The sequence below is a fragment of the Pseudomonas sp. LBUM1645 genome (assembly GCF_059716185.1).
Genome location: NZ_CP166811.1, coordinates 6,984,404 through 7,006,203, shown reverse-complemented (window position 1 = coordinate 7,006,203; position 21,800 = coordinate 6,984,404). Strand labels below are relative to the sequence as shown.

Sequence of the window (21,800 nt, the reverse complement as noted above, 5' to 3'; positions counted from 1 at the left end):
TGTCATCTTTCTGTCATACAGGATCGCTAGGGTGTGCGAATGAATGATCTGGCCAATTCCACCATGACTACAAATCCCCCCAAGCGAATTGACTTCAATACGCCTGAGCTGCAACGCAAGCGCCGCATCCGCGCGCTCAAAGATCGCCTGACCCGCTGGTACGTCCTCGTGGGCGGCCTCGCCGTTCTCGGCGCGATCACGCTGATCTTTTTCTTCCTCGCTTACGTTGTCGCGCCTCTGTTTCAGGGCGCCGACCTGACCGCCAAGGACGCCATCACGCCGGCCTGGATGCAAGACGCCGGCAAGCCGTTGATGATCTCCCTGGAAGAACAGAACCAGGTCGCCATGCGGGTTTCCGACAAGGGCCAGGCATTGTTCTTCGATATCGACAGTGGCGCTGAACTCAAGCGTGTCGATCTGTCGATTCCGGCAGGCACTACCGTGACCTCCATCGGCGAAGACCAACCAGGCCATCCATTGGTGGCCGTGGGCTTGTCCAACGGCCAGGCGCTTGTGTTCCGTCACACTTATAAAGTCAGCTACCCGGACGGCAAGAAAACCATCTCGCCGGCCATCGAATACCCGTATGGCGAAACGCCGATTGCATTGAATGAGGCGGGCGGTGCTCTCGAGCACGTCAGTCTTAACGCCACCGACACGACCTTGATGCTGGTTGGCTCCACTGGTTCGCAACTCAACGTTTTGTCGCTGACCAGCGAAGAAAACATGATGACCGGCGAAGTCACCAACGAGCAGAAGCGTATCGATCTGCCGCAGATGACCGAGCCGGTGAAGAACATCTTCGTCGACCCACGTCAGCAGTGGCTGTACGTGATTAACGGCCGGGCTCAGGCCGACGTGTTCAGCCTGCGCGACAAGAGCCTCAACGGTCGCTACAAACTGCTGGATGATGGCGAAGCGCAAATCACCGCCAGTACTCAACTGGTGGGCGGCATCTCGCTGATCCTCGGTGATTCCAAGGGTGGTCTGGCCCAGTGGTTCATGGCCCGCGATCCGGATGGTGAGCTGCGCCTGAAGCAGATCCGCAACTTCCAGATGGGCACTGCGCCGATCGTTGAAATCACCGCTGAAGAACGTCGCAAAGGCTTCATCGCCCTCGATGCGTCCGGCAAGCTCGGCGTGTTCCACAGCACCGCCCACCGCACCTTGCTGGTGGATCAGGTGGTCGATGGCCAAGGCATCTTTGGCATGTCGCCACGGGCCAACCGCGTGATCGTGGAAGCGGGCGGCAAGATTCAACCGCTGCTGCTCGACAACCCGCACCCGGAAGTTTCCTGGAGCGCGTTGTGGAGCAAGGTCTGGTACGAGAACTACGACGAGCCTAAATACGTCTGGCAATCGACCGCAGCCAACACCGACTTCGAACCCAAGCTGAGTCTGTCTCCGCTGACCTTCGGTACTTTGAAAGCTGCGTTCTACGCCATGCTGCTGGCCGCGCCTCTGGCCGTTGCCGCCGCCATCTACACCGCGTACTTCATGGCCCCGGGCATGCGCCGCAAGGTCAAGCCGGTGATCGAGCTGATGGAAGCGATGCCGACGGTGATCCTCGGCTTCTTCGCCGGGTTGTTCCTGGCACCCTACGTCGAAGGGCATTTGCCGGGGATTTTCAGCCTGCTGCTGTTGATGCCGATCGGCATCCTGGTCGCCGGTTTCACCTTCAGTCGCCTGCCTGAATCGCTGCGCCTGCGGGTGCCAGATGGTTGGGAAAGCGCGATCCTGATTCCGGTGATCCTGTTCGTGGGCTGGCTCTCGCTGTACATGAGCCCGTACATGGAAACCTGGTTCTTCGGCGGCGACATGCGCATGTGGATCTCCCACGACCTGGGCATCACCTACGACCAGCGCAACGCTCTGGTGGTCGGTCTGGCCATGGGCTTCGCGGTGATCCCGAACATCTACTCCATCGCCGAAGACGCCGTGTTCAGCGTGCCTCGCGGTTTGACCCTCGGTTCCCTGGCCCTCGGTGCCACGCCGTGGCAGACCATGACTCGTGTGGTGATCCTCACCGCCAGCCCGGGCATCTTCTCGGCGCTGATGATCGGCATGGGCCGTGCGGTCGGTGAAACCATGATCGTGCTGATGGCCACCGGTAACACCCCGGTCATGGAAATGAACCTGTTCGAAGGCCTGCGCACCCTGGCGGCCAACGTTGCGGTGGAAATGCCCGAATCGGAAGTCGGCGGCAGCCACTACCGCGTGCTGTTCCTCTCGGCGCTGGTGCTGCTGTTGTTCACCTTCGTCATGAACACCCTCGCGGAGCTGATTCGTCAGCGTCTGCGCAAGAAATACTCGTCGCTTTAAGAAAGGTAGAAGTCTGTGAAACAGAACTCCCTGAAAGGATGGTTCAAGAGCGGCGCCCCCGGCGTCTGGATCAGCGGTGGCGCGGTGTCCATCGCGGTCATCATGACCATTGGCCTGCTGGCAGTGATTGCCGTGCGCGGTCTGGGCCATTTCTGGCCGGCGGACCTGGTGCACGCCAGTTACGACGTGCCGGGCCAGGCCAACCACCTCGTCATCGGCGAAGTGGTGCAGAAAGAAGAAGTGCCGCGCGAGCGCCTGAAAAGCGCTGGCCTGCCGGTGCCCGATCAGGGCCCGGAGTTCATGACCCGCGAGCTGATCAAGGTCGGCAACCGTGACCTGAACGGCAACGACTTCACCTGGATCGTCGGCGAGTGGTTGACCAACCAGAAGACCCCACCCGAGTTGATGACCATCGAGCGTCGTGAGTGGGGCAACTTCTACGGCTACCTGGTCAACGTCAAACAGGACGGCAAGATCATCGCCGAAGGCGAAGCCGCATGGCCTGAGTTGCAGGCGCGTGTTGCTCGCGTCAACCAGCTCGCCGCACAGCTCAAGAGCCTGGAAAAAACCGACATCGGCGCGATCAACGCAGGTCTTGAACGCGTCCGCCTGCACGGCCGCAAACTGGAACTGGCTGGCCAACTCGATGCCACCGCACAAGCGGACATGGAATCCGAGCGCGCCGAGCTCAACGCTCGTTATCAAGACATCGAAGCCCGCCTGAACGACCTGCACGCCCAGTTCAATCGCGACAGCCTGACGGCTCGCGATGCCAACGGCAAAGAGATCGAAATCGGTATCGGCAAAGTGGTTCACGCCTATCAGCCGAACGGCATGAACACCTTCACCAAGATTGGCTTCTACTTCAGCAAGGTCTGGGAATTCCTCAGCGACGATCCGCGTGAAGCGAACACCGAAGGCGGGATCTTCCCGGCGATTTTCGGCACCGTGATGATGACGTTGATCATGGCGATGATCGTGACGCCGTTCGGCGTATTGGCAGCGGTTTACCTGCGTGAATATGCGAAACAGAACACCATGACTCGCTTGATCCGCATCGCGGTGAACAACCTGGCCGGCGTTCCGGCCATCGTTTACGGCGTGTTTGGTCTGGGCTTCTTTGTTTATGTGTTGGGTGGTTCGGTCGACCGGTTGTTCTTCCCGGAAGCGCTGCCGGCGCCGACCTTTGGTACGCCGGGTCTGCTCTGGGCGTCGCTGACCTTGGCGCTGCTGGCGGTGCCGGTGGTGATCGTGGCCACGGAAGAAGGCTTGGCGCGGATTCCTCGCACCGTGCGCGAAGGCTCGTTGGCCCTCGGCGCAACCAAGGCTGAAACCTTGTGGAAGATCGTACTGCCGATGGCCAGCCCGGCGATGATGACCGGCATGATTCTCGCGGTGGCTCGCGCCGCCGGTGAAGTGGCGCCGCTGATGCTGGTAGGTGTGGTGAAACTGGCGCCGTCGCTGCCGGTGGATGGCAACTACCCGTACTTGCACCTGGACCAGAAGATCATGCACTTGGGCTTCCACATCTATGACGTCGGCTTCCAGAGCCCGAACGTCGAGGCCGCGCGGCCGCTGGTGTACGCCACGGCGCTGCTGCTGGTGCTGGTGATCGCCACGCTTAACCTGTCGGCCGTCTATATCCGTAACCACCTGCGTGAAAAATACAAAGCGCTGGATAGCTGATAGCTGCCGCAAAAATTGAATGGGCTGCTGGCCTCAATGCCAGCCGCTCACTGAACCGAATTTGTTAGCACAGGGAGCCTCCCATGCAGCACGAAGCACATACCCACGGCATCAACATGTCCGCCCTGGGCCGCGACAAACAGAGCTTGAGCCTTGAGCAGGAAACCGTGGCCATCGAAGTGCCGGGCCTGAGCCTGTTCTACGGCGACAAGCAAGCGCTGTACGACGTCAGCATGAACATCCCGAAACAGCGCGTGACCGCCTTCATCGGCCCGTCTGGCTGCGGCAAGTCCACGCTGCTGCGCACCTTCAACCGCATGAACGACCTGGTGGATGGCTGCCGCGTCGAAGGCGAGATCAACCTCTACGGCAACAACATTTACCGTAAGGGTGAAGACGTCGCCGAGTTGCGTCGTCGCGTCGGCATGGTGTTCCAGAAGCCCAACCCGTTCCCGAAAACCATCTACGAGAACGTGGTCTACGGCCTGCGCATCCAGGGCATCAACAAGAAGCGGATCCTCGACGAAGCCGTCGAGTGGGCGTTGAAAGGCGCGGCGCTGTGGGACGAAGTCAAAGACCGTCTGCACGAGTCGGCACTTGGGTTGTCCGGTGGTCAGCAACAACGTCTGGTGATCGCTCGCACCATCGCCGTGGAGCCGGAAGTGCTGCTGCTCGACGAACCGTGCTCGGCACTCGACCCGATCTCCACGCTGAAAGTTGAAGAGCTGATCTACGAACTGAAATCCAAGTTCACCATCGTCATCGTGACCCACAACATGCAACAGGCCGCGCGGGTTTCCGATTACACGGCGTTCATGTACATGGGCAAACTGGTGGAATTCGGCGACACCGACACCCTGTTCACCAATCCGGCGAAGAAGCAGACCGAAGACTACATCACTGGTCGCTACGGCTAGGAAGCTGTTGTTGCTCACTGAACTGACGCTGCGGTCCACCGCACCTTACCGGACGCTCCAAGGACGCCAACATGATTAGTAAAGAAGGCCTTACCCATCACATCTCCGCGCAGTTCAACGCTGAGCTCGAGGAAGTGCGCAGCCACCTCCTGGCCATGGGCGGGCTGGTCGAGAAGCAGGTCAACGACGCGGTGACCGCGCTGATCGAGGCTGACTCCGGCCTGGCCCAGCAGGTTCGCGAGATCGACGACCAGATCAACCAGATGGAACGCAACATCGACGAAGAATGCCTGCGCATTCTGGCCCGTCGTCAGCCGGCAGCGTCGGACTTGCGTTTGATCATCAGCATCTCCAAGTCGGTAATCGATCTGGAGCGCATCGGTGACGAAGCGACCAAGATCGCCCGTCGCGCCATCCAGTTGTGTGAAGAAGGCGAAGCCCCACGGGGTTACGTCGAGGTTCGCCACATCGGCGACCAGGTCCGCAACATGGTTCGCGATGCGCTGGACGCCTTTGCCCGCTTCGATGCCGACCTGGCATTGTCGGTGGCCCAGTACGACAAGATCATCGACCGCGAATACAAAACCGCATTGCGCGAGCTCGCCACCTACATGATGGAAGACCCGCGCTCTATCTCGCGGGTCTTGAGCATCATTTGGGTGTTGCGTTCGCTGGAGCGGATCGGCGACCACGCACGCAATATTTCGGAGCTGGTGATTTACCTGGTGCGCGGCACCGACGTGCGGCACCTGGGCCTCAAGCGCATGAAAGAAGAAGTTGAAGGCACAAGTGGCGAAACCGCTAATGTTCCGGGCAAAGCTGACGATAAGTAAGATTGCCTGAGAAAAGCGCCCGGCCTTTTGGCCGGGCGTTTTTGTTTGTGGTCGATGAATTCGAAAGCAGCACCCGCGAACGAAAAGTCCCGGCGTGACTGAAGGTTTTTGGCAATGTGCCATCAGCAAAGCGGTATGCTTGCCGGGATTTTTTTAAGGGGTGATGGATGAGTAAGGTCAGTGTGTTGGTCGTGGACGACGCGTCGTTCATTCGTGACCTGGTGAAGAAGTGCTTGCGCAACTACTTCCCGGGGATCCGGATCGAAGACGCGGTCAACGGCAAAAAGGCTCAGTCCTTGCTGGCTCGGGAAGCATTCGATCTGGTCCTGTGCGACTGGGAAATGCCGGAAATGTCTGGTCTGGAACTGCTGACCTGGTGCCGCGAGCAGGACAACCTCAAGACCATGCCGTTCGTGATGGTGACCAGCCGAGGCGATAAAGAGAACGTCGTCCAGGCGATCCAGGCTGGGGTTTCGGGTTACGTCAGCAAGCCGTTCACCAACGAGCAACTGCTGACCAAGGTCAAGCAGGCCCTGAACAAGGTCGGCAAGCTCGACACCTTGATGAACAGCGCGCCGACCAAAATGAACTCGGCGTTCGGCAACGATTCCCTGAGCGCATTGACCGGTGGCAAGGCTGCCGTGGTCGCACCCGCCGCGGCGCCAGCCCCGTCTCGCGGTCTGCTCAACAGCCCGCCGATCAAGCCTCCAGCGTCCTCCGCGGCGCCAACGGGCGGTCGTGGCCAGGGCCAACTGCGCCTGCCGAACGGCATTCAGCAATGTGTGATCAAGGCCTTGAGTCTCAAGGAAGCCTTGCTGGTGGTGAAACGCACCGACACCCTGCCGCAAGTGCTCGACAGTGCCGTGCTCGACCTGGAGCAGGGCGATAACGCCGAAACCGCCCGCCTGAACGGCTACCTGCACGCCATCGTCGCCCACGAGCAGAAGCCCGACAGCGAGTGGTTGCAACTGACCTTCCGCTTCGTCGACCAGGATGCGCAGAAGCTCGACTACATCTCGCGGTTGATAGCACGTGGTACGGCGCAGAAGCATTTCGTACCCGGCGCTTAAGTTCTGCATCGTCTGTTAGGCCGCCATCGCGAGCAAGCTCGCTCCCACATTGGAATGCGTTCCCTTGTGTGAGCGAGCTTGCTCGCGATGAGGCCTTCGAATTCACCGCACATCCGCTGAACGGCCCATTTTGAAACATCTGCCGACTACCCGGGTCAATTGCAGCTGCTAGGCTCCTACCCAGGCCTTACTCGACAGAATCTTGCCCATGCTCGCGCGCCTGCTGTTTTTCTGCGGTCTTCTCATGGCATCTACCTCGGCGATGGCCATGACGATCTACAAGTCCACCGACGCCAATGGCGTGGTCTCCTACAGCGACCGCCCCACGACGGGCTCCAAGGTGTTCGTTTTTCGTGATCGCATGGTCGAGAACCTTGAGCGCCAGGTGTACCTCGTCATCACGAAGAAGAAGGGCGTGGACAGCGTTTACGTGCGCAATGACCTGTATGCGCCGGTAGAAATCGAGTTGAGCTTCGGCGGGCTGAAGAACGTCAGTGGTGCGCCGAGCCGACCGATTCGCCGGGTGATGCCGGCACGCAGCAGTATTCGTCTGGCGCTGCTCACAGCCACGCAGCCCGAAAGGCCGCTCGCGTATACCCCAAAATTTGAATACTCCCTGGGCGACCCCTCAGGGGCCGCCATGGCCTATCGATACCCATTGCCGTGGCGTGGCGGACCGTTTCGGCTGAGTCAGGGCGCCAACGGTCAATACAGCCACTTTGGTCCAAAGAACCGCTACGCCATGGACATCGCCATGCCCGAAGGCACGCCGATCATCGCGGCGCGAGGCGGTGTGGTGGTGAAAACCGAGAATGCCCAGACCGGGCGCGGCACCGATCCGTCAGGCAATTTCGTGCGGGTGCTGCACGATGACGGGACGATGGGCGTGTACCTGCACCTCAAACAAGGTTCGGTGAGCGTTCGCGAGGGGCAGCGGGTGTCGGTGGGGAGTCCACTGGCCTTGTCGGGCAATACCGGCAACAGCAGCGGGCCGCACCTGCATTTCGTGGTGCAGCGCAATACCGGGTTGGGGCTGGTGTCGATCCCGTACCAGTTCAATCAACCGGTGGGCGCGTTGCCCAACTTTGCGTTGGGCAAACAATAGGCGGATCAGCGCTATCACTGTGGCGAGGGAGCTTGCTCCCGCTCGGCTGCGCAGCAGTCGTAAATTGGTGAATGCGGTGCACCTGGGGGATCGCGGTTACGGGATTTGGGGCCGCTTCGCAGCCCAGCGGGAGCAAGCTCCCTCGCCACAAGAGCCCGCTCGCCGCCGGCGTTGCAATCAATCGAGCATCAACACCTTGGCCAGAATGATCTTCGGCCCTTTCATCTTCTTGATGATGATCCGCAAGCCTTCGACTTCCAGCACTTCTTCCTCTTCCGGTACCCGTTTCAGGGTTTCGTAGACCAGCCCGGCGAGGGTTTCGGCTTCGATGTGGTCCAGATCGATGCCCAGCAGGCGCTCGACCTTGAACAGCGGCGTGTCGCCGCGCACCAGCAGCTTGCCTGGCTGGTACGCGAGGATCCCGCGCTCAGCCTTGCGGTGTTCGTCCTGAATGTCGCCGACCAGCACTTCCAACACGTCTTCCATGGTCAGGTAGCCGATGATGTTGCCGTCAGCTTCTTCAACCAGGGCGAAGTGCGAGCCGCCTTTGCGGAACTGTTCCAACAACTGCGACAGCGGCATGTGGCGCGAAACCCGTTCCAGCGGCCGGGTCAGTTCGGCGAGGTTGAACGACTCGGGAATGTGGTCCAGGGCTGCCAGTTCCAGCAGCAAATCCTTGATGTGCAGCAGGCCGACGAACTCCTGACGATCGCTGTCGTACACCGGATAACGGCTGAACTTGTGGCGACGGAACATCGCCAGGATTTCCTTCAGCGGCGCGTTGAACTCCAGCGTCACCAGGTCTTCCCGGGAATTGGCCCAGTCGACCACTTCCAGCTCGCCCATTTCCACCGCCGAGGCCAAAACACGCATGCCTTGGTCGCTCGGGTCCTGGCCACGGCTGGAGTGCAGGATCAGTTTCAGTTCTTCACGGCTGTAATGGTGCTCGTGATGAGGGCCGGGTTCACCTTGGCCGGCGATCCGCAGGATCGTGTTGGCGCTGGCGTTGAGCAGGTAAATGGCCGGGTACATCGCCCAGTAGAACAGGTACAGCGGCACGGCAGTCCAGAGCGATAGCAGCTCGGGCTTGCGGATGGCCCAGGATTTTGGGGCCAGCTCACCGACCACAATGTGCAGGTACGAGATGACGAAGAACGCAGCGAAGAACGACACGCCTTTGATCACTTCGGCCGACTGCACGCCGACGGCTTCAAGGATCGGTTCGAGGATGTGCGCGAACGCCGGTTCACCGACCCAGCCAAGACCAAGGGAGGCGAGGGTGATACCCAATTGGCACGCCGAGAGGTACGCATCGAGCTGACTGTGAACGGTGCGCAGGATGTGTCCGCGCCAGCCGTTTTTTTCAGCGATGGCTTCGACCCGGGTCGAGCGCAATTTGACCATGGCAAATTCCGCCGCAACGAAAAAACCGTTGAGCAAAACCAGGATCAGAGCAAAAAGAATCATGCCGAAATCGGCGAAGAGTGTCGCGAGGGTCAAGCCAGGGGATGGGTCCATGATGGAGTTTTGCGGGTTCCGTGTATTCAAAAAAGAGGGAAATGCGGTGCCTGAAGGGCAGGCACAAGTCAGCCAATGTAGCGGCTGACCAAGTGATTGACTAGTGGCGCGTGCCGGCCGGTATCAGTCGGTGGCGCTGATGACCCGGGATTTGGTGACCTGGGCCGGCGCAAAATGGCAGGTAAAGGTGCTGCCATGGCCCGGCACACTGCTGATTTCCATCCGCGCGCGGTGGCGCAGCAGCACGTGTTTGACGATCGCCAGCCCGAGCCCCGTGCCGCCGGTGTTGGAGTTGCGGCTGGAATCGACGCGGTAGAAGCGTTCGGTCAGGCGCGGCAGGTGTTTGCTGTCGATGCCGATCCCGGAATCCTGCACGCTCAGGTGTGCGCCTTGTTCATCGCCCCACCAGCGGATGCGGATATTGCCTTCGGCCGGTGTGTATTTCACCGCGTTGAACACTAGATTGGAAAACGCGCTGCGCAACTCGGCTTCGCTGCCCTTGAGCAGAATCGTCGGGTCGGCTTCCAGCGTGATCTTCTGATTGCGCTGAGCAGACAACTGCTGAGCGTCGCTCTTGATCGATTGCAGCAAGCCGTCGATGGCCACCGGCTGGTTGTCCGACGGGTAATCGGTGGCTTCCAGTTTGGCCAACAGCAGCAAGTCGTTGAGCAGCGTCTGCATGCGTCCGCCTTGCTGCTGCATCTGTTGCAGGGCACGGGACCAGCGCGGGTTCACGTCCTCGACGTTGTCGAGCAAGGTTTCCAGATAGCCGCAGATCACCGTCAACGGCGTGCGCAATTCATGGGAGACGTTGGCGATGAAGTCTTTGCGCATCTGTTCCAGTTGATGGATACGCGTCACGTCGCGCACCAGCATCAAGTGTTCGTTGTTGCCGTAGCGGGTGATGTACAGCTGAATGCGCAGACGATCGTTGACCGGTGACGGGATTTCCAGCGGCTCGGCGTAGCTGTCCTGCTCAAAGTATTCCTTGAAGCGGGGATGGCGTACGAGGTTGGTTACCGGTTGGCCGCTGTCTTGTGGTGTCTTGAGGCCGAGCAGGGTTTCGGCAGCGCGGTTCCACCATTCGAGGTTGCCGTCGCTGTCGAGCATGATCACCGCGTCTTTCAGCGCAGCGGTGGATTCCTGGACCCGGTCGATCACCGCTTGCAGGCGCCCGCGCACACGTTGGTCGCGACGTTGCAGGTGGTAGATGCTGTCGAACACTTCGCCCCACAGGCCATAGCCATCGGGCGGTGCCTCATCGGGTTTGTGCAGGCGCAGCCATTCGTGCAGACGCAGTAATTGCTTGAGCGTCCAGGCCAGGTAAAGGCCCAGGCCCGCGGCGAGGCTCCAGCCGTAGTAGCCGGTAATCAGGCCGATCACCAGGCAACCGGTCACCAGCAAAAGCATGTGGCGGATCAGGGTGCCATGCCAGTTTTGGTTCACTTGAACGCGCGTCCTTGTCAGCTTGTCGGGCGGGAAAGGTCCGGATCAGGCCTTGGTGGAGAACCGGTAACCGGTGCCGCGCACGGTTTGTACCAGATTTTCGTAAGCATCGCCGAGGGCTTTGCGCAGGCGGCGGATGTGCACGTCGACGGTGCGCTCTTCAACATAAACGTTGCCGCCCCAGACCTGATCCAGCAGCTGGCCGCGGGTGTAGGCACGTTCCTGGTGGGTCATGAAGAATTGCAGCAGGCGGTATTCGGTCGGGCCCATCTCGGCGGGTTTGCCGTCGATGGTCACACGGTGGCTGATCGGGTCCAGCAGCAGGCCGCCGACTTCGATCGGCGTCTCGCCATCGGTAGGGCCGGCACGGCGCAGCACGGCCTTCAGGCGCGCAACCAGCTCACGTGGGGAAAAAGGCTTGGTGATGTAGTCATCGGCGCCGACTTCCAGGCCCTGGATCTTGTTGTCCTCTTCGCCCTTGGCGGTGAGCATGATGATCGGGATGTCCCCGGTCAGCTCATCGCGCTTGAGGCGTCGGGCCAGCTCGATGCCGGACGTGCCGGGCAGCATCCAGTCGAGCAGGATCAGGTCCGGCTTGCGGTCGACAATGATGGCGTGGGCCTGCTGCGAGTTCTCAGCCTCCAGGCAGTCATAGCCGGCCATTTCCAACGCAACGGCGATCATTTCGCGAATGGGCGCTTCGTCGTCGACGATCAGAATGCTCCTGCCAACCATGCCTTTAATCCTCTTGTCATTTAACTGTCTTGCGCCGCATTAGATAACGGAATTATTGCAGTCGTGTGACAGTATTTTAGTCGCCCGGCGATTGTCATGATCCTGAACTAAGCTCTAATTCCGAATCCTGACAACCACAAGAGGAAGGTTTCCATGAAGCAATACTCGCATTCCCTCAAGGCTCTGATGCTGACCGCAGCCCTGGCGTTGCCATCAATGGCCTTCGCGGCTGAGCCTGTGATGATGAAAGAAGGTGTGATGGCGGACCACAAGGGCATGACCCTGTACACCTTCGACAAAGACACGGGTGGCAAGTCTGTGTGCACTGGTGAGTGTGCAGAATACTGGCCGCCATTCAAGGCGGAAGCGGGTGCCAAGGCCGAAGGTGACTGGACAATCGTCAAGCGTGACGATGGCACGATGCAGTGGGCCTATAAGGGCAAACCGCTGTACTACTTCAAGAAGGACGCGAAACCGGGAGACAAGGCCGGTGACAAAATGAAGGACGTCTGGCACGTCATCACCAATTCCGGACCGAAAATGTAAACCTGTAGCAGCTGGCGAAGCCTGCGTTCGGCTGCGCAGCAGTCGTAAAGTCTGCTCATGCGGTGTATCAGATGAACCGCGTACTCAGGATTTACGACTGCTTCGCAGCCGGACGCAGGCTGCGCCAGCTGCTACATAAAAGCGTGCCCATCAACGCAGCGCGTAATCCAGCACAATCCCGACAAAAATTGCCAACCCGGCCCAATGGTTGTGCAGAAACGCCTTGAAGCAGCGCATCCGGTCCTTGCCACGGGTGTACCAGAACTCCCACGTAAAACAGCCCGCCGCCGCCAGCAATCCCAAGTGGAACCAGCCACCGAGCTCGAATTTCGACCCGGCCAGCAGCAGGCAACCCAGCGCCAACCCTTGCAGGATCAGGATGATCACCCGGTCCGCCTCGCCAAACAGAATCGCCGTGGATTTCACGCCGATCTTCAAGTCGTCGTCGCGATCAGTCATGGCGTAATAGGTGTCGTAGCCCACCGTCCACAGCAGGTTCGCGATCCACAGCAACCACGCCGCCGCCGGCAGTCCACCGGTTTCGGCAGTGAACGCCATCGGCATGCCCCAGGAGAACGCCGCGCCCAGCACCACTTGCGGGTAATAGGTGTAGCGCTTCATGAACGGGTAAGTGAAGGCCAGTGCCAAACCGCCGAACGACAGCCAGACCGTCGTGGCATTGGTGCACAGCACCAACAGGAAACTCACGCCCATCAGCAGCGCGAAGAACACCAGCGCTTCTTTGGAGCTGATCTTGCCGCTGACCAATGGCCGCTGCTCGGTGCGTTTCACGTGGCCGTCGACCTTGCGGTCCGCCCAGTCGTTAATTACGCAGCCGCCGGCGCGGGTCAGCACCACGCCCAGGACGAAAATCACGATGTTGGCCAATGATGGTGAACCTTTGCCGGCGATCCACAGCGCCCACAGCGTCGGCCACAGCAGCAGATAAATGCCGATCGGCTTGTCCATGCGGGTCAGCTGAATGAAATCCCAGGCCCGTGGATTCAAGCGATTCAGGGACTTGAGCAGGCTCTGGTACATCAGCAATTCTCCGGATGGGCGCGGGTAGCGTTCCACAAGGTCGGCAAGAAAATTTCGGCCACCAGCACGCTCAAGGCGCCGCGATCGAAACGCGAACGGCGACCCCACAGTTCAGGTGCCCGGGACTCCATCGGCAGCCACTCCTGAGGATAGTGACAAACCTCGATAGCGCGGCGCTGGAACGCTTGATCGCAAAACAGCAATTCGCCCAGGGAGCGGCTGCCCAATTCGTCCATGTGCAGACCGTCGCCCTGCAACGCACTACGCGCCGCCACGCTGCGCGCAAATACCCAGGCTTCGCCGTGGCCGCGCAGATACACCTCGCGAACCCAGCCTTCGCTACCTTCGGCCAGATCCAGCGCGGCACATTCGTCGGCGCGCAAGGGCTGCCAACCTTCGAAGAGAGGCGTGACGCTGAAGCCATCATTCGACAAACGGATCAGCCGTCGGGTCAAAGAGCCTTCATCGAACAACCAGTCGAGGGTAGACGTGTCGGGGAGGGGCGTCAGTTGGCTTCGAGGGAGCCAAAGCGGGGTCACGGCGGGGGATTTTGAGTGCGGCACAGTGAGTCATTATTGGCAGCAAATGAGGCGGCGAGCTTACCATGTCAGCCTGCGATTTTGATTGATCCGGCCGGCCATTGCGTCGAACAGGCTTGCATCTGCCGGGCCTGATCAGTACAAAACGCGCTGAGCCGGACGGCAGCGCTCCAACCATCGACCGTTCGCGCCGGCAAAAGCCTGAATCTTGAGGATGTACGTGAATGAAAAAGTGGCAATGTGTGGTCTGCGGCCTGATTTATAACGAAGCCGACGGCTGGCCGGATGACGGCATTGCGCCGGGCACCCTGTGGCAGGACGTGCCGGAAGACTGGCTGTGCCCGGACTGCGGCGTAGGCAAGATGGATTTCGAAATGATCGAAATCAACTAAGACTTTTAGAGGAGTAAGGAATGAACGCACCTGTCGTGATCGTCGGCACCGGGCTGGCTGGCTACAACCTGGCCCGGGAGTTTCGCAAACTCGATGGCGAAACCCCGCTGCTGTTGATTACTGCCGATGACGGACGCTCCTACTCCAAGCCGATGCTCTCCACCGGCTTCGGCAAAAACAAAGACGCCGACGGCCTGAGCATGGCCGAACCCGGCGCCATGGCCGAGCAATTGAAGGCCGAAGTGCGCACGCACACGCGCATCAGCGGCATCGATCCGGGCCACAAGCGCTTGTGGATCGGTGAGGAAGCGGTGTTTTACCGTGACCTGATCCTCGCTTGGGGCGCGGAAACCGTGCGAGTGCCGATCGAAGGCGATGCAGCGGACGCCGTTTTCCCGATCAACGATCTGGAAGACTACGCGCGCTTTCGCGCAGCGGCGGCCGGCAAGCGTCGGGTGTTGTTACTGGGCGCCGGTCTGATCGGCTGCGAGTTCGCCAACGATCTGATCCTCGGCGGCTACGAGGTGCAACTGGTTGCACCGTGCGAGCAGGTGATGCCGACGTTGCTGCACCCGGCGGCGGCCGCTGCGGTCCAGGCCGGGCTGGAAAGCCTGGGCGCACGCTTCCACCTCGGGCCGGTGCTCAATCGCTTGCAGCGCGTCGCTGATGGACTGGAAGCGCATCTGTCCGATGGCCAGGTGATCCCTTGCGATGTGGTGGTGTCGGCCATTGGTCTGCGTCCGCGCATCGACCTGGCGGCGGCGGCCGGTGTGCAGGTCAATCGCGGCGTGGTGGTCGATCGCCACCTGAAAACCTCCCACGCCAATATCTATGCCTTGGGCGACTGCGCCGAAGTCGATGGGCTGAATCTGTTGTACGTCATGCCCCTCATGAGCTGTGCGAGAGCGCTGGCCCAGACCCTCGCCGGAAACCCGACGGCGGTGAGTTATGGCCCGATGCCCATCACCGTTAAAACGCCGGTCTGCCCATTGGTGGTTTCACCGCCGCCACGGGGTTTGGAGGGCGTCTGGACGGTCGAAGGGCAGGGCGCGGACATCAAGGTATTGTGCCGCGATGCCAGCGGCAAACTGCTGGGTTATGCCCTGACAGGCGCGGCAGTGATGGAAAAACTGGCCCTGAACAAAGAGCTTCCGGCACTGCTGGCGTAAATACCGGTCGTTCTGTCGGAATCACCCCTCTTTTGCCCTTACAAAGGTCGCGCCGAGACTGGCGCGGCTCTTCGCTGCGTGCCATCCTCACTCCCGTCTGCCGCAGAGTAGAGCACCTGCGGCGCTTTGGGCGCTGTTCCAACGAGAACAGCACGGACATAACAACAAAAAACCGTCAAAGGGGCTTCACTAATGCGTAAACCAGAACTCGCCGCTGCAATTGCTGAAAAAGCAGACCTCACCAAAGAGCAGGCCAACCGCGTTCTCAACGCCGTTCTCGAAGAAATCACCGGCGCTCTGCACCGCAAGGACAGCGTCACGCTGGTGGGCTTCGGTACCTTCCTGCAACGCCACCGCGGTGCCCGCACCGGCAAAAACCCGCAAACCGGTGAGCCCGTCAAAATCAAGGCCAGCAACACTGTTGCGTTCAAGCCAGGCAAATCGTTGAAAGACAGCGTTAATCCGTAACACCTACCGACTTCTCGCGTAGCGCGGGAGCGGAATAAAAAATGGGCACGCCAACTTGGTTGGGTGCCCATTTTTTTATGGGGCGAGGGTAATGCCAATCAGTCAAGCCAAGACGCGATCTGTGTAGCAGCTGGCGAAGCCTGCGTTCGGCTGTTCAACCATAGGTAGCTAATACCATGTGGGCAAACTCTTTCTTGCTTGGCTGAAGATCAGCGTGCTGCTCCAAGTGCGCGCGCCATGCAGATTCAAGCATGGGTCCATCAAGATCGCCGTCGGTAGCGATATAAGCAGCGGCATCGTCCTGCACCGCCTGGACGTAGTGTTTGGAGAGGCCATCCTTGGTGGCGTTCGACGTCGAAACAAACGGCCCGACCGTTGTGAAGAACAACCCATATCCAGTTGTTGCCGAGTAATCAAGGGGGCCGATTTCGCAGCGACCATAGCGGCAAAATTCAGCCCGAACAGAGGCGCTAGCTACGAGTGTAAACATGGCGACCCAATAGCACCCACATGCCACGGTCGATTTTTTATTGTGTCGAGTAGCCATGATCTGATTGAACTCCCTGTTTATTGGCGCGCTTGCTTCCATGACCGATGTGCCGCACCCACTCAACATTGAGTGTGCCTGTGCAAAGTACCGAGGCAGAGAGGTACTTCAAGACCAACGAGACCAAACCGGACGCGTCCTACATGTGTTCCGGAAACAGGGAAGTAACTGTGGTGGTTTTAGTGTTCCCAGCTGTGTGCTGGGCACCCTGACGAGAAAAACCCCGATGGGGAGGAACACACCAATCGGGGTTGCTTGCTATTTGGCGAGTTAGCCGCCTTTGCTTTGTTGCTTGGCGAAAATCGCCGCTATCTCGGGTTCATCCAGATGATCCAACGCTCGCTCCACCAACAAATGCACCCCGTCGGCCATTCGGCTGAGCGCCAGGGCTACGGAACGACGGGAACCGTCCACATCGTCGGCGAGGTTGGCGGCGATGGCGCTGATGGACAGCAAATCTTCCGAGGCATTGGCGAGAAGGGTTTCAGGGTTGATGCCCAGGCAGACGCTGAAGAGTTGGCCGTTGCGTTTTGGTGGTTTGGGGTCGGCTGGCGGGAAGTGATGGTCGAGGGCGCGCTCGGCGGCTTCATTGAGTTTGTTTGAATCGGGGCTTTCGTAGGGAGAGACCGGATCGGTGTCTGGTGGGTTGGGTGTGACCTTGAACATGATCTTCAATTCCTTGAATGATGCTGACAACACTTCGCCGACTAAACGAAGGGGTGGCAGCTGTACGCAGGTTAGTCGGACCGGGGAATTGAAGAAGCCGGCGCACCCGAAGGTGCCCTACGCACAGCCACCATCAAATGCAGGTAGGAAATACCTGTCTGACAGAAGCTTGTGCAACTTCAATTACCAGCGAGCGACTAAACCCGATCACTGATGGGCAGTGACAGGAACCAAGTTACCGACCGCCCCCAAGGCGCACAAGCCGGCGGATTCTGGCGTAGCCGTAGGCAACGGCGCAAGGTGTTGTAGCTTGCAGGAAGTAACCTTGAGGCGTTTTAAACAAGCGCTATTGAGCAGTGTTTAACCATCGGAAATGTTGGCACTCCTTACCAACTGCCATAAGGAATTCCAAATTTGTCGATGTAGGCTTTGGACTCTTCTGAAAGCGGTCGATGCTTTCCGCTGGACGTGCCCCCGTAGGGGCCTTTGGGGCTGATCGTGCCTTGGACACGGGTGACTTCGGTCGACTGAAGGCAGGGCCCACCTAACCACACCTTGGCGATTCCTCCTGGTGCCAGGCCGACAATCAACAGCTTTCGGTAATCGGTTTTCCATTTGCCTACCGCACCGCAAAAAGCTTTTTCGTCCTTAAGCATGGTGTTCCGCGCAGATTGGGGGATCTCGATGTAGGCCTCGTAGGTCTGCGGTTCTGCCATGGACTGCCAACGCACATAAACCAAACGAGGCAGGTCAGCCCCCGTTACATATCGACCTTTTCCTCCCGGATCTTTAAACCATCCTTTTGCATCACCCTTGAAGTGAGCCGGTATACCTTTACTTAGCCCTCGGGGATAACCAGTCGAGGGTATTCCTCTACCAGCGCCCCGAAACACATGTGCATTGATATCCACGACGTCAGCGGTTTCAATCCATACCTCCATATAGTCGGGCGCAAAAATATTGAGGCTCCAAGCGTCGTAAGGTAAGGATCTACTCCCGTAAGAGGCACATCCTCCCAACAATAAAAATAGCAGCGCAAAGCCGGTCTTAAGTATGGATGAGCGCTTACACATTGGGATGCACCACGCGTTTATAGTTTTCGGCGGGGCGATCGATAAACACTATGTTCAGGTCACTGTTGTTCCAGCCTTTGGCAGCATTCCATTTCGCAGACAGATGAATATAACGGCGGTAGAGCAGCTCCTCTTCGTCGAGGCTCAGGCTCGCGCGGCGAGTGTCGCCTAACGCATAAGCCATCAGTTTTTCGGCAATCGGTTTCAGCTCTGTCGGTAATGCGTACGTTTGATCCTCTTCGTCAATAACCTCGAACGGGACGTCGTGCCTGGCACCCAACTCGCGCATGATCCGCAGGTAAACCAACGCCAGATCGTTGCGCACAGTCCGCTCGCTGTGGACCGCTGCATAGACATTTTTCGATTTGGATCTGTCGCCTTTTGCGTTGCTAGTCATCTCCACCGCCCAGGTTTTCACCTCCAGTGTCAGCCCATACAGATTGAGTTGATCCTGAAGGCGACCTAGCTCTTGCTGAGCCCTACGATAGGCAGTTGACGCTGTGGAAGGCACGTGAAGTTCCATATCGCGGCTGCAGCGCGGCTTGCTAAGCAGAACTCGTTCAATGATGTTCGGTATATACCCTCCGCCCAAGTCGGAGTGGACGCCGGGCAGCTCAATATCAGCAGCGCCGGCGCTGTTGAGTGAGAAGTTATGGCGGCGCTCATCCCGCGCCACCAAATGCACGACTTTTTTTGCCACATCGGGCGCTAGATACAAGTTAACACCGGGGTTGTTGGCGTCGTGGACGCTAAAGTCACCGTCAGCCATGCTGCCTATTGCGGCAGCGGTGTCGAAAATGCCAATAAAGTTGATAGAGACATCGGTGTTGGTGCGCCAGGAAAAGTCCTCGGTAAACAACGTCGCATTGGCTGGCAGCAGCTCTGCCAATGGACTCTTCTCTCCTTTCTGTACTTCATTGGCAAAATGCCGCGCAGCTGCGGCACCGCGACTGAACCCGAAGATATCGAACTCGACACGTTCAACCTTTCGGTCTGGATTCATCCGTCCAAACCTTTCGACCCCTTCAAGAGTGAGTGAAGGACTTTGTTCAACTCTCGCCAGCACACCGTGGACACCTGCGCCGGTCGCTAGTGAAAAAAGTGAATCCTCTTCACCACTGCTGGTACCGATGCCATCCAGATAAACGGGGATGTATCCTATGGTTTCGTGATCAGCCAATAGCCGCTCACTGTCATTGGTGTACAGCTCATACAGCTTCGCCACATTACTCGTGTCATTCCCATAACTGCTATCCGGCGTTTTCCCCTGAGCGTCATACCCATACGCCTGACAAAGCCGCTGAATATCCTCGGCCTCCTCCACCAGATTCACATCCCGCGCATAACACCCGGCAACCATCTCGCTGTTGGATCGGTTATTCCCGGTGCCATCAAAAAACACCCCGATCCGCAAAGTAATCCCTTCCTCTTCGACTTCTTCCTCCTCTTCCTCTAGCTCATCCGATTCATTCACTTCCGATGGCGAAGGCTCAGGCGCGACGGACACCAACAAGCCCGCTGCCGCACCCTGAAGCAATGTATGTGCGGCCGTGCCCGGCGCAGGAGAACCGCCGACCTCAATCGCGCTACTACTGAAAATACCGTCGGAGTTGAGCACGATGTGTTGATCGCCGACCTTTATGGAAAGGCTCTCACCCGCATCTATCACAAGGTGTGCGCCTGCCTTGATGTGCACGTGCTGACCGGCTTCGATAACCAGCGTTTCATCAGATCTTGTGTGGCTGTCGCCAGAGACATGCAGGTAGTCGTTGCCGCTTACCTGGATTTTTCGATCCGACGTGATAGTGAGGTGCTCTTCAGATCCCAGCACCGTAATACGGTCGCCCTTGATGGAGACTCGACTCTCATTACCTACCTCAATCCGGCTGTCGTTCCCGACCTTCTGCTCCATATCCCGCTGAGCACGCAGGTGGATCAACTCATCGCCAGCGCGATCGTCCATCGACAATTCGTTGTAGCCACCCGTAGCGGGGGAGCTGTGGGTTCGAAGTACGGTTTTGGTTTTATTTTCAGGCAATGAGTAGGGCGACGGCGTGACCTTGTTGATCAAGCAACCGGTGATCAACGGATTATCGGGATTGCCTTCGAGGTAGGTGACGAGGACTTCCATCCCGATGCGCGGAATGATCACTGTGCCAAAGTTGTCCCCCGCCCAACTGGACGCTACCCGCAGCCAGCAACTGCTGTTTTCGGTGTTGCGTTCAGACCGGTCCCAGTGAAATTTGACTTTGACGCGCCCGTATTCGTCGCAGTAAATCTCTTCACCTACAGGTCCGGTGACGCGGGCGGTCTGGCAATTCAACATGGGTCTTGGTGCAGGCATCGGTGGCCGATAAAACACATTCCAGGGAATCGCGCTGAAGCTATTTCGGTAGCCCTGAGTAAAGCCGCCCTCTGTTTCGGTCGCGCTGGTGACTGACTCTTCGAGCACTTGAGGCTGCTTTCCAAAGTGGGTGACGCTGAGCAGCAGCCATAGATCGTTGTGCGTTTCGTGTGGGCATTTCGTCAGGCCGAAAAAATGGCCGGAGCGCAGCGTCGGCTGGTCGCTTTTTCCCTCCGCCAACTGATAATCGACCCGGTGCCGTTCCAGTGTCTGCTGGGCCAGTTGTTTACCGCGCTTTTCGCTCTCTAATGGCAGCGGGTAGCTATAGTCTTCCAGCTCGGGACTGAACTCAGCGGTAAAGCGACTTTCCAGCAACGCGTTCGGGCGTTTCAGGTCGTAGTCACGGCGGGTCACCACGTTGGGGCGGGTTTTGAAACCCATGGAAAACTGGCTGACGACCGGATGCTCCGCCACCATGCCGGAGTCTTGCTGATACGGCGTTTCGCCCAGTTTTGGGAAGAATGTCTGGTCATCGGTAAACACCAGCACATGGCCTTCCCGCGAATGCTGGTGATGCCACGTAATGCCGTCCTCGGCGCAGAGCCGTTGGACGAACAGAAAATCATTTTCCCGGTATTGGGTGCAGTATTCGCGCTCGGGACTCGTTCTGACGTGGAAGATAAAAGCATCGGCCTTGATGCCATGCCCCTTGAGCACCTGAGCGATGATTTGTGGCACCGTCTGGCCTTGGAAAATCCGATGATCTTGGCTGAACTGCAGGTAGTGCAGCGCCGGCACCAGGTTCACGCGATAGCGGGTCAGGCGCTTACCGACATCCCCCACGGACACCCCTGCGATATGGCCATGAATACCCTCGCCGTTAAGGCCGAATTGCAGAAATACAGGTTGGTTGAGCAGGCTCTCCAGATCGAAGTCGGGGTACTCGCTGACCAGTTCTACGTGAATTGAGTACAAGGCGCTGATGGTTTCAGTGCCTTCAAAGGCCAGCACTTTAAAGTCGTTGCGAACCGTCGGGATTACGAGGGTGAATTGAGGGGCATTAGCTGGTGCGAACATGCGCTTATCCTTTTGCTTCGTAGTCGCTCGTCCTTGAGCGGAGGGAAGTGAAGATCGCGGCGCGCAGCCTTACCCTGGCCTGAGCACGCGATGATGCTCTGCACGCTAACAAGGCAAGAAAAAGCTGGATGTAAGACTGGGCCGGAAACTCGGTGAGATGTTTCCGTATGTCAGAATATTGCGTCAGTGTCAGCGAAGTTCATGCAACAACACGGTGTGTTGCCGAACTTGAGCATTTGTTCAAATTGAAAGTGCCATCAAATTGATGGCACTTTTTAACGTATCAATTGTCCGATCCCGTTTTTT

General features: G+C 58.7%; 19 protein-coding genes. 10 read left to right on the top strand and 9 right to left on the bottom strand.

Annotated elements, in window-relative coordinates:
- Positions 1-288 precede the first annotated feature (288 nt).
- From ACA079_RS32035 to ACA079_RS32010, 6 genes are all read left to right on the top strand, one after another.
- Entirely contained in the window at positions 289-2,322 is a 2,034-nt protein-coding gene (locus tag ACA079_RS32035; protein WP_497704405.1) for an ABC transporter permease subunit, read from the top strand.
- 15 nt (positions 2,323-2,337) lie between these two features.
- On the top strand, positions 2,338-4,008 hold the full coding sequence (gene pstA, locus ACA079_RS32030) for a phosphate ABC transporter permease PstA (protein WP_497702119.1): 1,671 nt from the start codon (positions 2,338-2,340) through the stop codon (positions 4,006-4,008).
- Between the two features lie 83 nt (positions 4,009-4,091).
- A complete protein-coding gene (pstB, locus tag ACA079_RS32025) occupies positions 4,092-4,925 on the top strand; it encodes a phosphate ABC transporter ATP-binding protein PstB (protein WP_033059285.1) in 834 nt (277 codons plus the stop codon).
- Between the two features lie 71 nt (positions 4,926-4,996).
- Positions 4,997-5,758, top strand: a complete 762-nt coding sequence (phoU, locus tag ACA079_RS32020) for a phosphate signaling complex protein PhoU (protein WP_008150055.1) — start codon at positions 4,997-4,999, stop codon at positions 5,756-5,758.
- A gap of 167 nt (positions 5,759-5,925) precedes the next feature.
- Complete coding sequence (locus ACA079_RS32015) at positions 5,926-6,828, top strand: response regulator (protein ID WP_497702118.1); 903 nt, start codon at positions 5,926-5,928, stop codon at positions 6,826-6,828.
- A gap of 208 nt (positions 6,829-7,036) precedes the next feature.
- Positions 7,037-7,933, top strand: coding sequence for a peptidoglycan DD-metalloendopeptidase family protein (locus ACA079_RS32010; protein ID WP_497702117.1), 897 nt, complete (start codon positions 7,037-7,039; stop codon positions 7,931-7,933).
- A 177-nt stretch (positions 7,934-8,110) separates the two neighbouring features.
- On the opposite strand, the gene ACA079_RS32005 is transcribed toward ACA079_RS32010, so the two are convergent.
- The 3 genes from ACA079_RS32005 to phoB form a co-directional block, all read right to left on the bottom strand.
- The gene (locus ACA079_RS32005) at positions 8,111-9,451 is read right to left on the bottom strand and encodes a hemolysin family protein (protein ID WP_218536562.1); all 1,341 of its coding nucleotides are present in this window, start codon (positions 9,449-9,451) and stop codon (positions 8,111-8,113) included.
- A 123-nt stretch (positions 9,452-9,574) separates the two neighbouring features.
- The gene (phoR, locus tag ACA079_RS32000; protein ID WP_497704404.1) at positions 9,575-10,861 is read right to left on the bottom strand and encodes a phosphate regulon sensor histidine kinase PhoR; all 1,287 of its coding nucleotides are present in this window, start codon (positions 10,859-10,861) and stop codon (positions 9,575-9,577) included.
- An 81-nt stretch (positions 10,862-10,942) separates the two neighbouring features.
- Positions 10,943-11,632 carry a phosphate regulon transcriptional regulator PhoB gene (gene phoB, locus ACA079_RS31995; protein WP_008150066.1) on the bottom strand — a complete coding sequence of 230 codons (690 nt, stop codon included), beginning with the start codon at positions 11,630-11,632 and terminating at the stop codon, positions 10,943-10,945.
- A 153-nt stretch (positions 11,633-11,785) separates the two neighbouring features.
- Here phoB and ACA079_RS31990 point away from each other — a divergent pair, with 153 nt between their 5' ends.
- Positions 11,786-12,178, top strand: coding sequence for a COG4315 family predicted lipoprotein (locus ACA079_RS31990; RefSeq protein WP_415772314.1), 393 nt, complete (start codon positions 11,786-11,788; stop codon positions 12,176-12,178).
- A gap of 150 nt (positions 12,179-12,328) precedes the next feature.
- Here the strand turns inward: ACA079_RS31990 and ubiA are convergent, their stop codons facing one another.
- Positions 12,329-13,219, bottom strand: coding sequence for a 4-hydroxybenzoate octaprenyltransferase (ubiA, locus tag ACA079_RS31985; RefSeq protein WP_497702116.1), 891 nt, complete (start codon positions 13,217-13,219; stop codon positions 12,329-12,331).
- Positions 13,219-13,782 carry a chorismate--pyruvate lyase family protein gene (locus ACA079_RS31980; RefSeq protein ID WP_497702115.1) on the bottom strand — a complete coding sequence of 188 codons (564 nt, stop codon included), beginning with the start codon at positions 13,780-13,782 and terminating at the stop codon, positions 13,219-13,221. Before ACA079_RS31980 ends, ubiA begins: the two co-directional genes overlap by 1 nt.
- Positions 13,783-13,982: 200 nt before the next feature.
- On the opposite strand from ACA079_RS31980, the gene ACA079_RS31975 reads away from it, so the two are divergent.
- The 3 genes from ACA079_RS31975 (at position 13,983) to ACA079_RS31965 (ending at position 15,787) form a co-directional block, all read left to right on the top strand.
- Positions 13,983-14,150 (top strand): rubredoxin, encoded by a 168-nt coding sequence (locus tag ACA079_RS31975; RefSeq protein WP_007954349.1) that lies wholly within the window; start codon positions 13,983-13,985, stop codon positions 14,148-14,150.
- A gap of 20 nt (positions 14,151-14,170) precedes the next feature.
- Positions 14,171-15,319 (top strand): NAD(P)/FAD-dependent oxidoreductase, encoded by a 1,149-nt coding sequence (locus tag ACA079_RS31970; protein WP_497702114.1) that lies wholly within the window; start codon positions 14,171-14,173, stop codon positions 15,317-15,319.
- Positions 15,320-15,511: 192 nt separating this feature from the next.
- A complete protein-coding gene (locus tag ACA079_RS31965) occupies positions 15,512-15,787 on the top strand; it encodes an HU family DNA-binding protein (protein WP_003213368.1) in 276 nt (91 codons plus the stop codon).
- 154 nt (positions 15,788-15,941) lie between these two features.
- Here the strand turns inward: ACA079_RS31965 and ACA079_RS31960 are convergent, their stop codons facing one another.
- The 4 genes from ACA079_RS31960 to tssI form a co-directional block, all read right to left on the bottom strand.
- Complete coding sequence (locus ACA079_RS31960; RefSeq protein WP_497702113.1) at positions 15,942-16,334, bottom strand: DUF2388 domain-containing protein; 393 nt, start codon at positions 16,332-16,334, stop codon at positions 15,942-15,944.
- Between the two features lie 270 nt (positions 16,335-16,604).
- Positions 16,605-17,000, bottom strand: coding sequence for a DUF6124 family protein (locus tag ACA079_RS31955; protein ID WP_497702112.1), 396 nt, complete (start codon positions 16,998-17,000; stop codon positions 16,605-16,607).
- Between the two features lie 386 nt (positions 17,001-17,386).
- Positions 17,387-18,073: a DUF2931 family protein gene (locus tag ACA079_RS31950; RefSeq protein ID WP_497702111.1), complete on the bottom strand. Its 687-nt coding sequence runs from the start codon at positions 18,071-18,073 to the stop codon at positions 17,387-17,389.
- A complete protein-coding gene (tssI, locus tag ACA079_RS31945) occupies positions 18,066-21,494 on the bottom strand; it encodes a type VI secretion system tip protein TssI/VgrG (protein WP_497702110.1) in 3,429 nt (1,142 codons plus the stop codon). The genes ACA079_RS31950 and tssI overlap by 8 nt, the downstream gene beginning before the upstream one ends.
- Positions 21,495-21,800 lie beyond the last annotated feature (306 nt).

Bases quoted from the DNA above. Each gene is read 5' to 3' on its own strand.
- ACA079_RS32035 (WP_497704405.1), top strand. From the start codon at position 289: ATGCAAGACGCCGGCAAGCCGTTGATGATCTCCCTGGAAGAACAGAAC.
- ACA079_RS32010 (WP_497702117.1), top strand. From the start codon at position 7,037: ATGCTCGCGCGCCTGCTGTTTTTCTGCGGTCTTCTCATGGCATCTACC.
- ACA079_RS31975 (WP_007954349.1), top strand. From the start codon at position 13,983: ATGAAAAAGTGGCAATGTGTGGTCTGCGGCCTGATTTATAACGAAGCC.
- ACA079_RS31950 (WP_497702111.1), bottom strand. From the start codon at position 18,073: ATGTGTAAGCGCTCATCCATACTTAAGACCGGCTTTGCGCTGCTATTT.
- ACA079_RS31970 (WP_497702114.1), top strand. From the start codon at position 14,171: ATGAACGCACCTGTCGTGATCGTCGGCACCGGGCTGGCTGGCTACAAC.
- ACA079_RS32015 (WP_497702118.1), top strand. From the start codon at position 5,926: ATGAGTAAGGTCAGTGTGTTGGTCGTGGACGACGCGTCGTTCATTCGT.
- tssI (WP_497702110.1), bottom strand. From the start codon at position 21,494: ATGTTCGCACCAGCTAATGCCCCTCAATTCACCCTCGTAATCCCGACG.
- phoB (WP_008150066.1), bottom strand. From the start codon at position 11,632: ATGGTTGGCAGGAGCATTCTGATCGTCGACGACGAAGCGCCCATTCGC.
- ACA079_RS31955 (WP_497702112.1), bottom strand. From the start codon at position 17,000: ATGTTCAAGGTCACACCCAACCCACCAGACACCGATCCGGTCTCTCCC.
- ubiA (WP_497702116.1), bottom strand. From the start codon at position 13,219: ATGTACCAGAGCCTGCTCAAGTCCCTGAATCGCTTGAATCCACGGGCC.
- pstB (WP_033059285.1), top strand. From the start codon at position 4,092: ATGCAGCACGAAGCACATACCCACGGCATCAACATGTCCGCCCTGGGC.
- ACA079_RS31960 (WP_497702113.1), bottom strand. From the start codon at position 16,334: ATGGCTACTCGACACAATAAAAAATCGACCGTGGCATGTGGGTGCTAT.
- ACA079_RS31965 (WP_003213368.1), top strand. From the start codon at position 15,512: ATGCGTAAACCAGAACTCGCCGCTGCAATTGCTGAAAAAGCAGACCTC.
- phoU (WP_008150055.1), top strand. From the start codon at position 4,997: ATGATTAGTAAAGAAGGCCTTACCCATCACATCTCCGCGCAGTTCAAC.
- ACA079_RS32005 (WP_218536562.1), bottom strand. From the start codon at position 9,451: ATGGACCCATCCCCTGGCTTGACCCTCGCGACACTCTTCGCCGATTTC.
- ACA079_RS31990 (WP_415772314.1), top strand. From the start codon at position 11,786: ATGAAGCAATACTCGCATTCCCTCAAGGCTCTGATGCTGACCGCAGCC.
- phoR (WP_497704404.1), bottom strand. From the start codon at position 10,861: ATGCTTTTGCTGGTGACCGGTTGCCTGGTGATCGGCCTGATTACCGGC.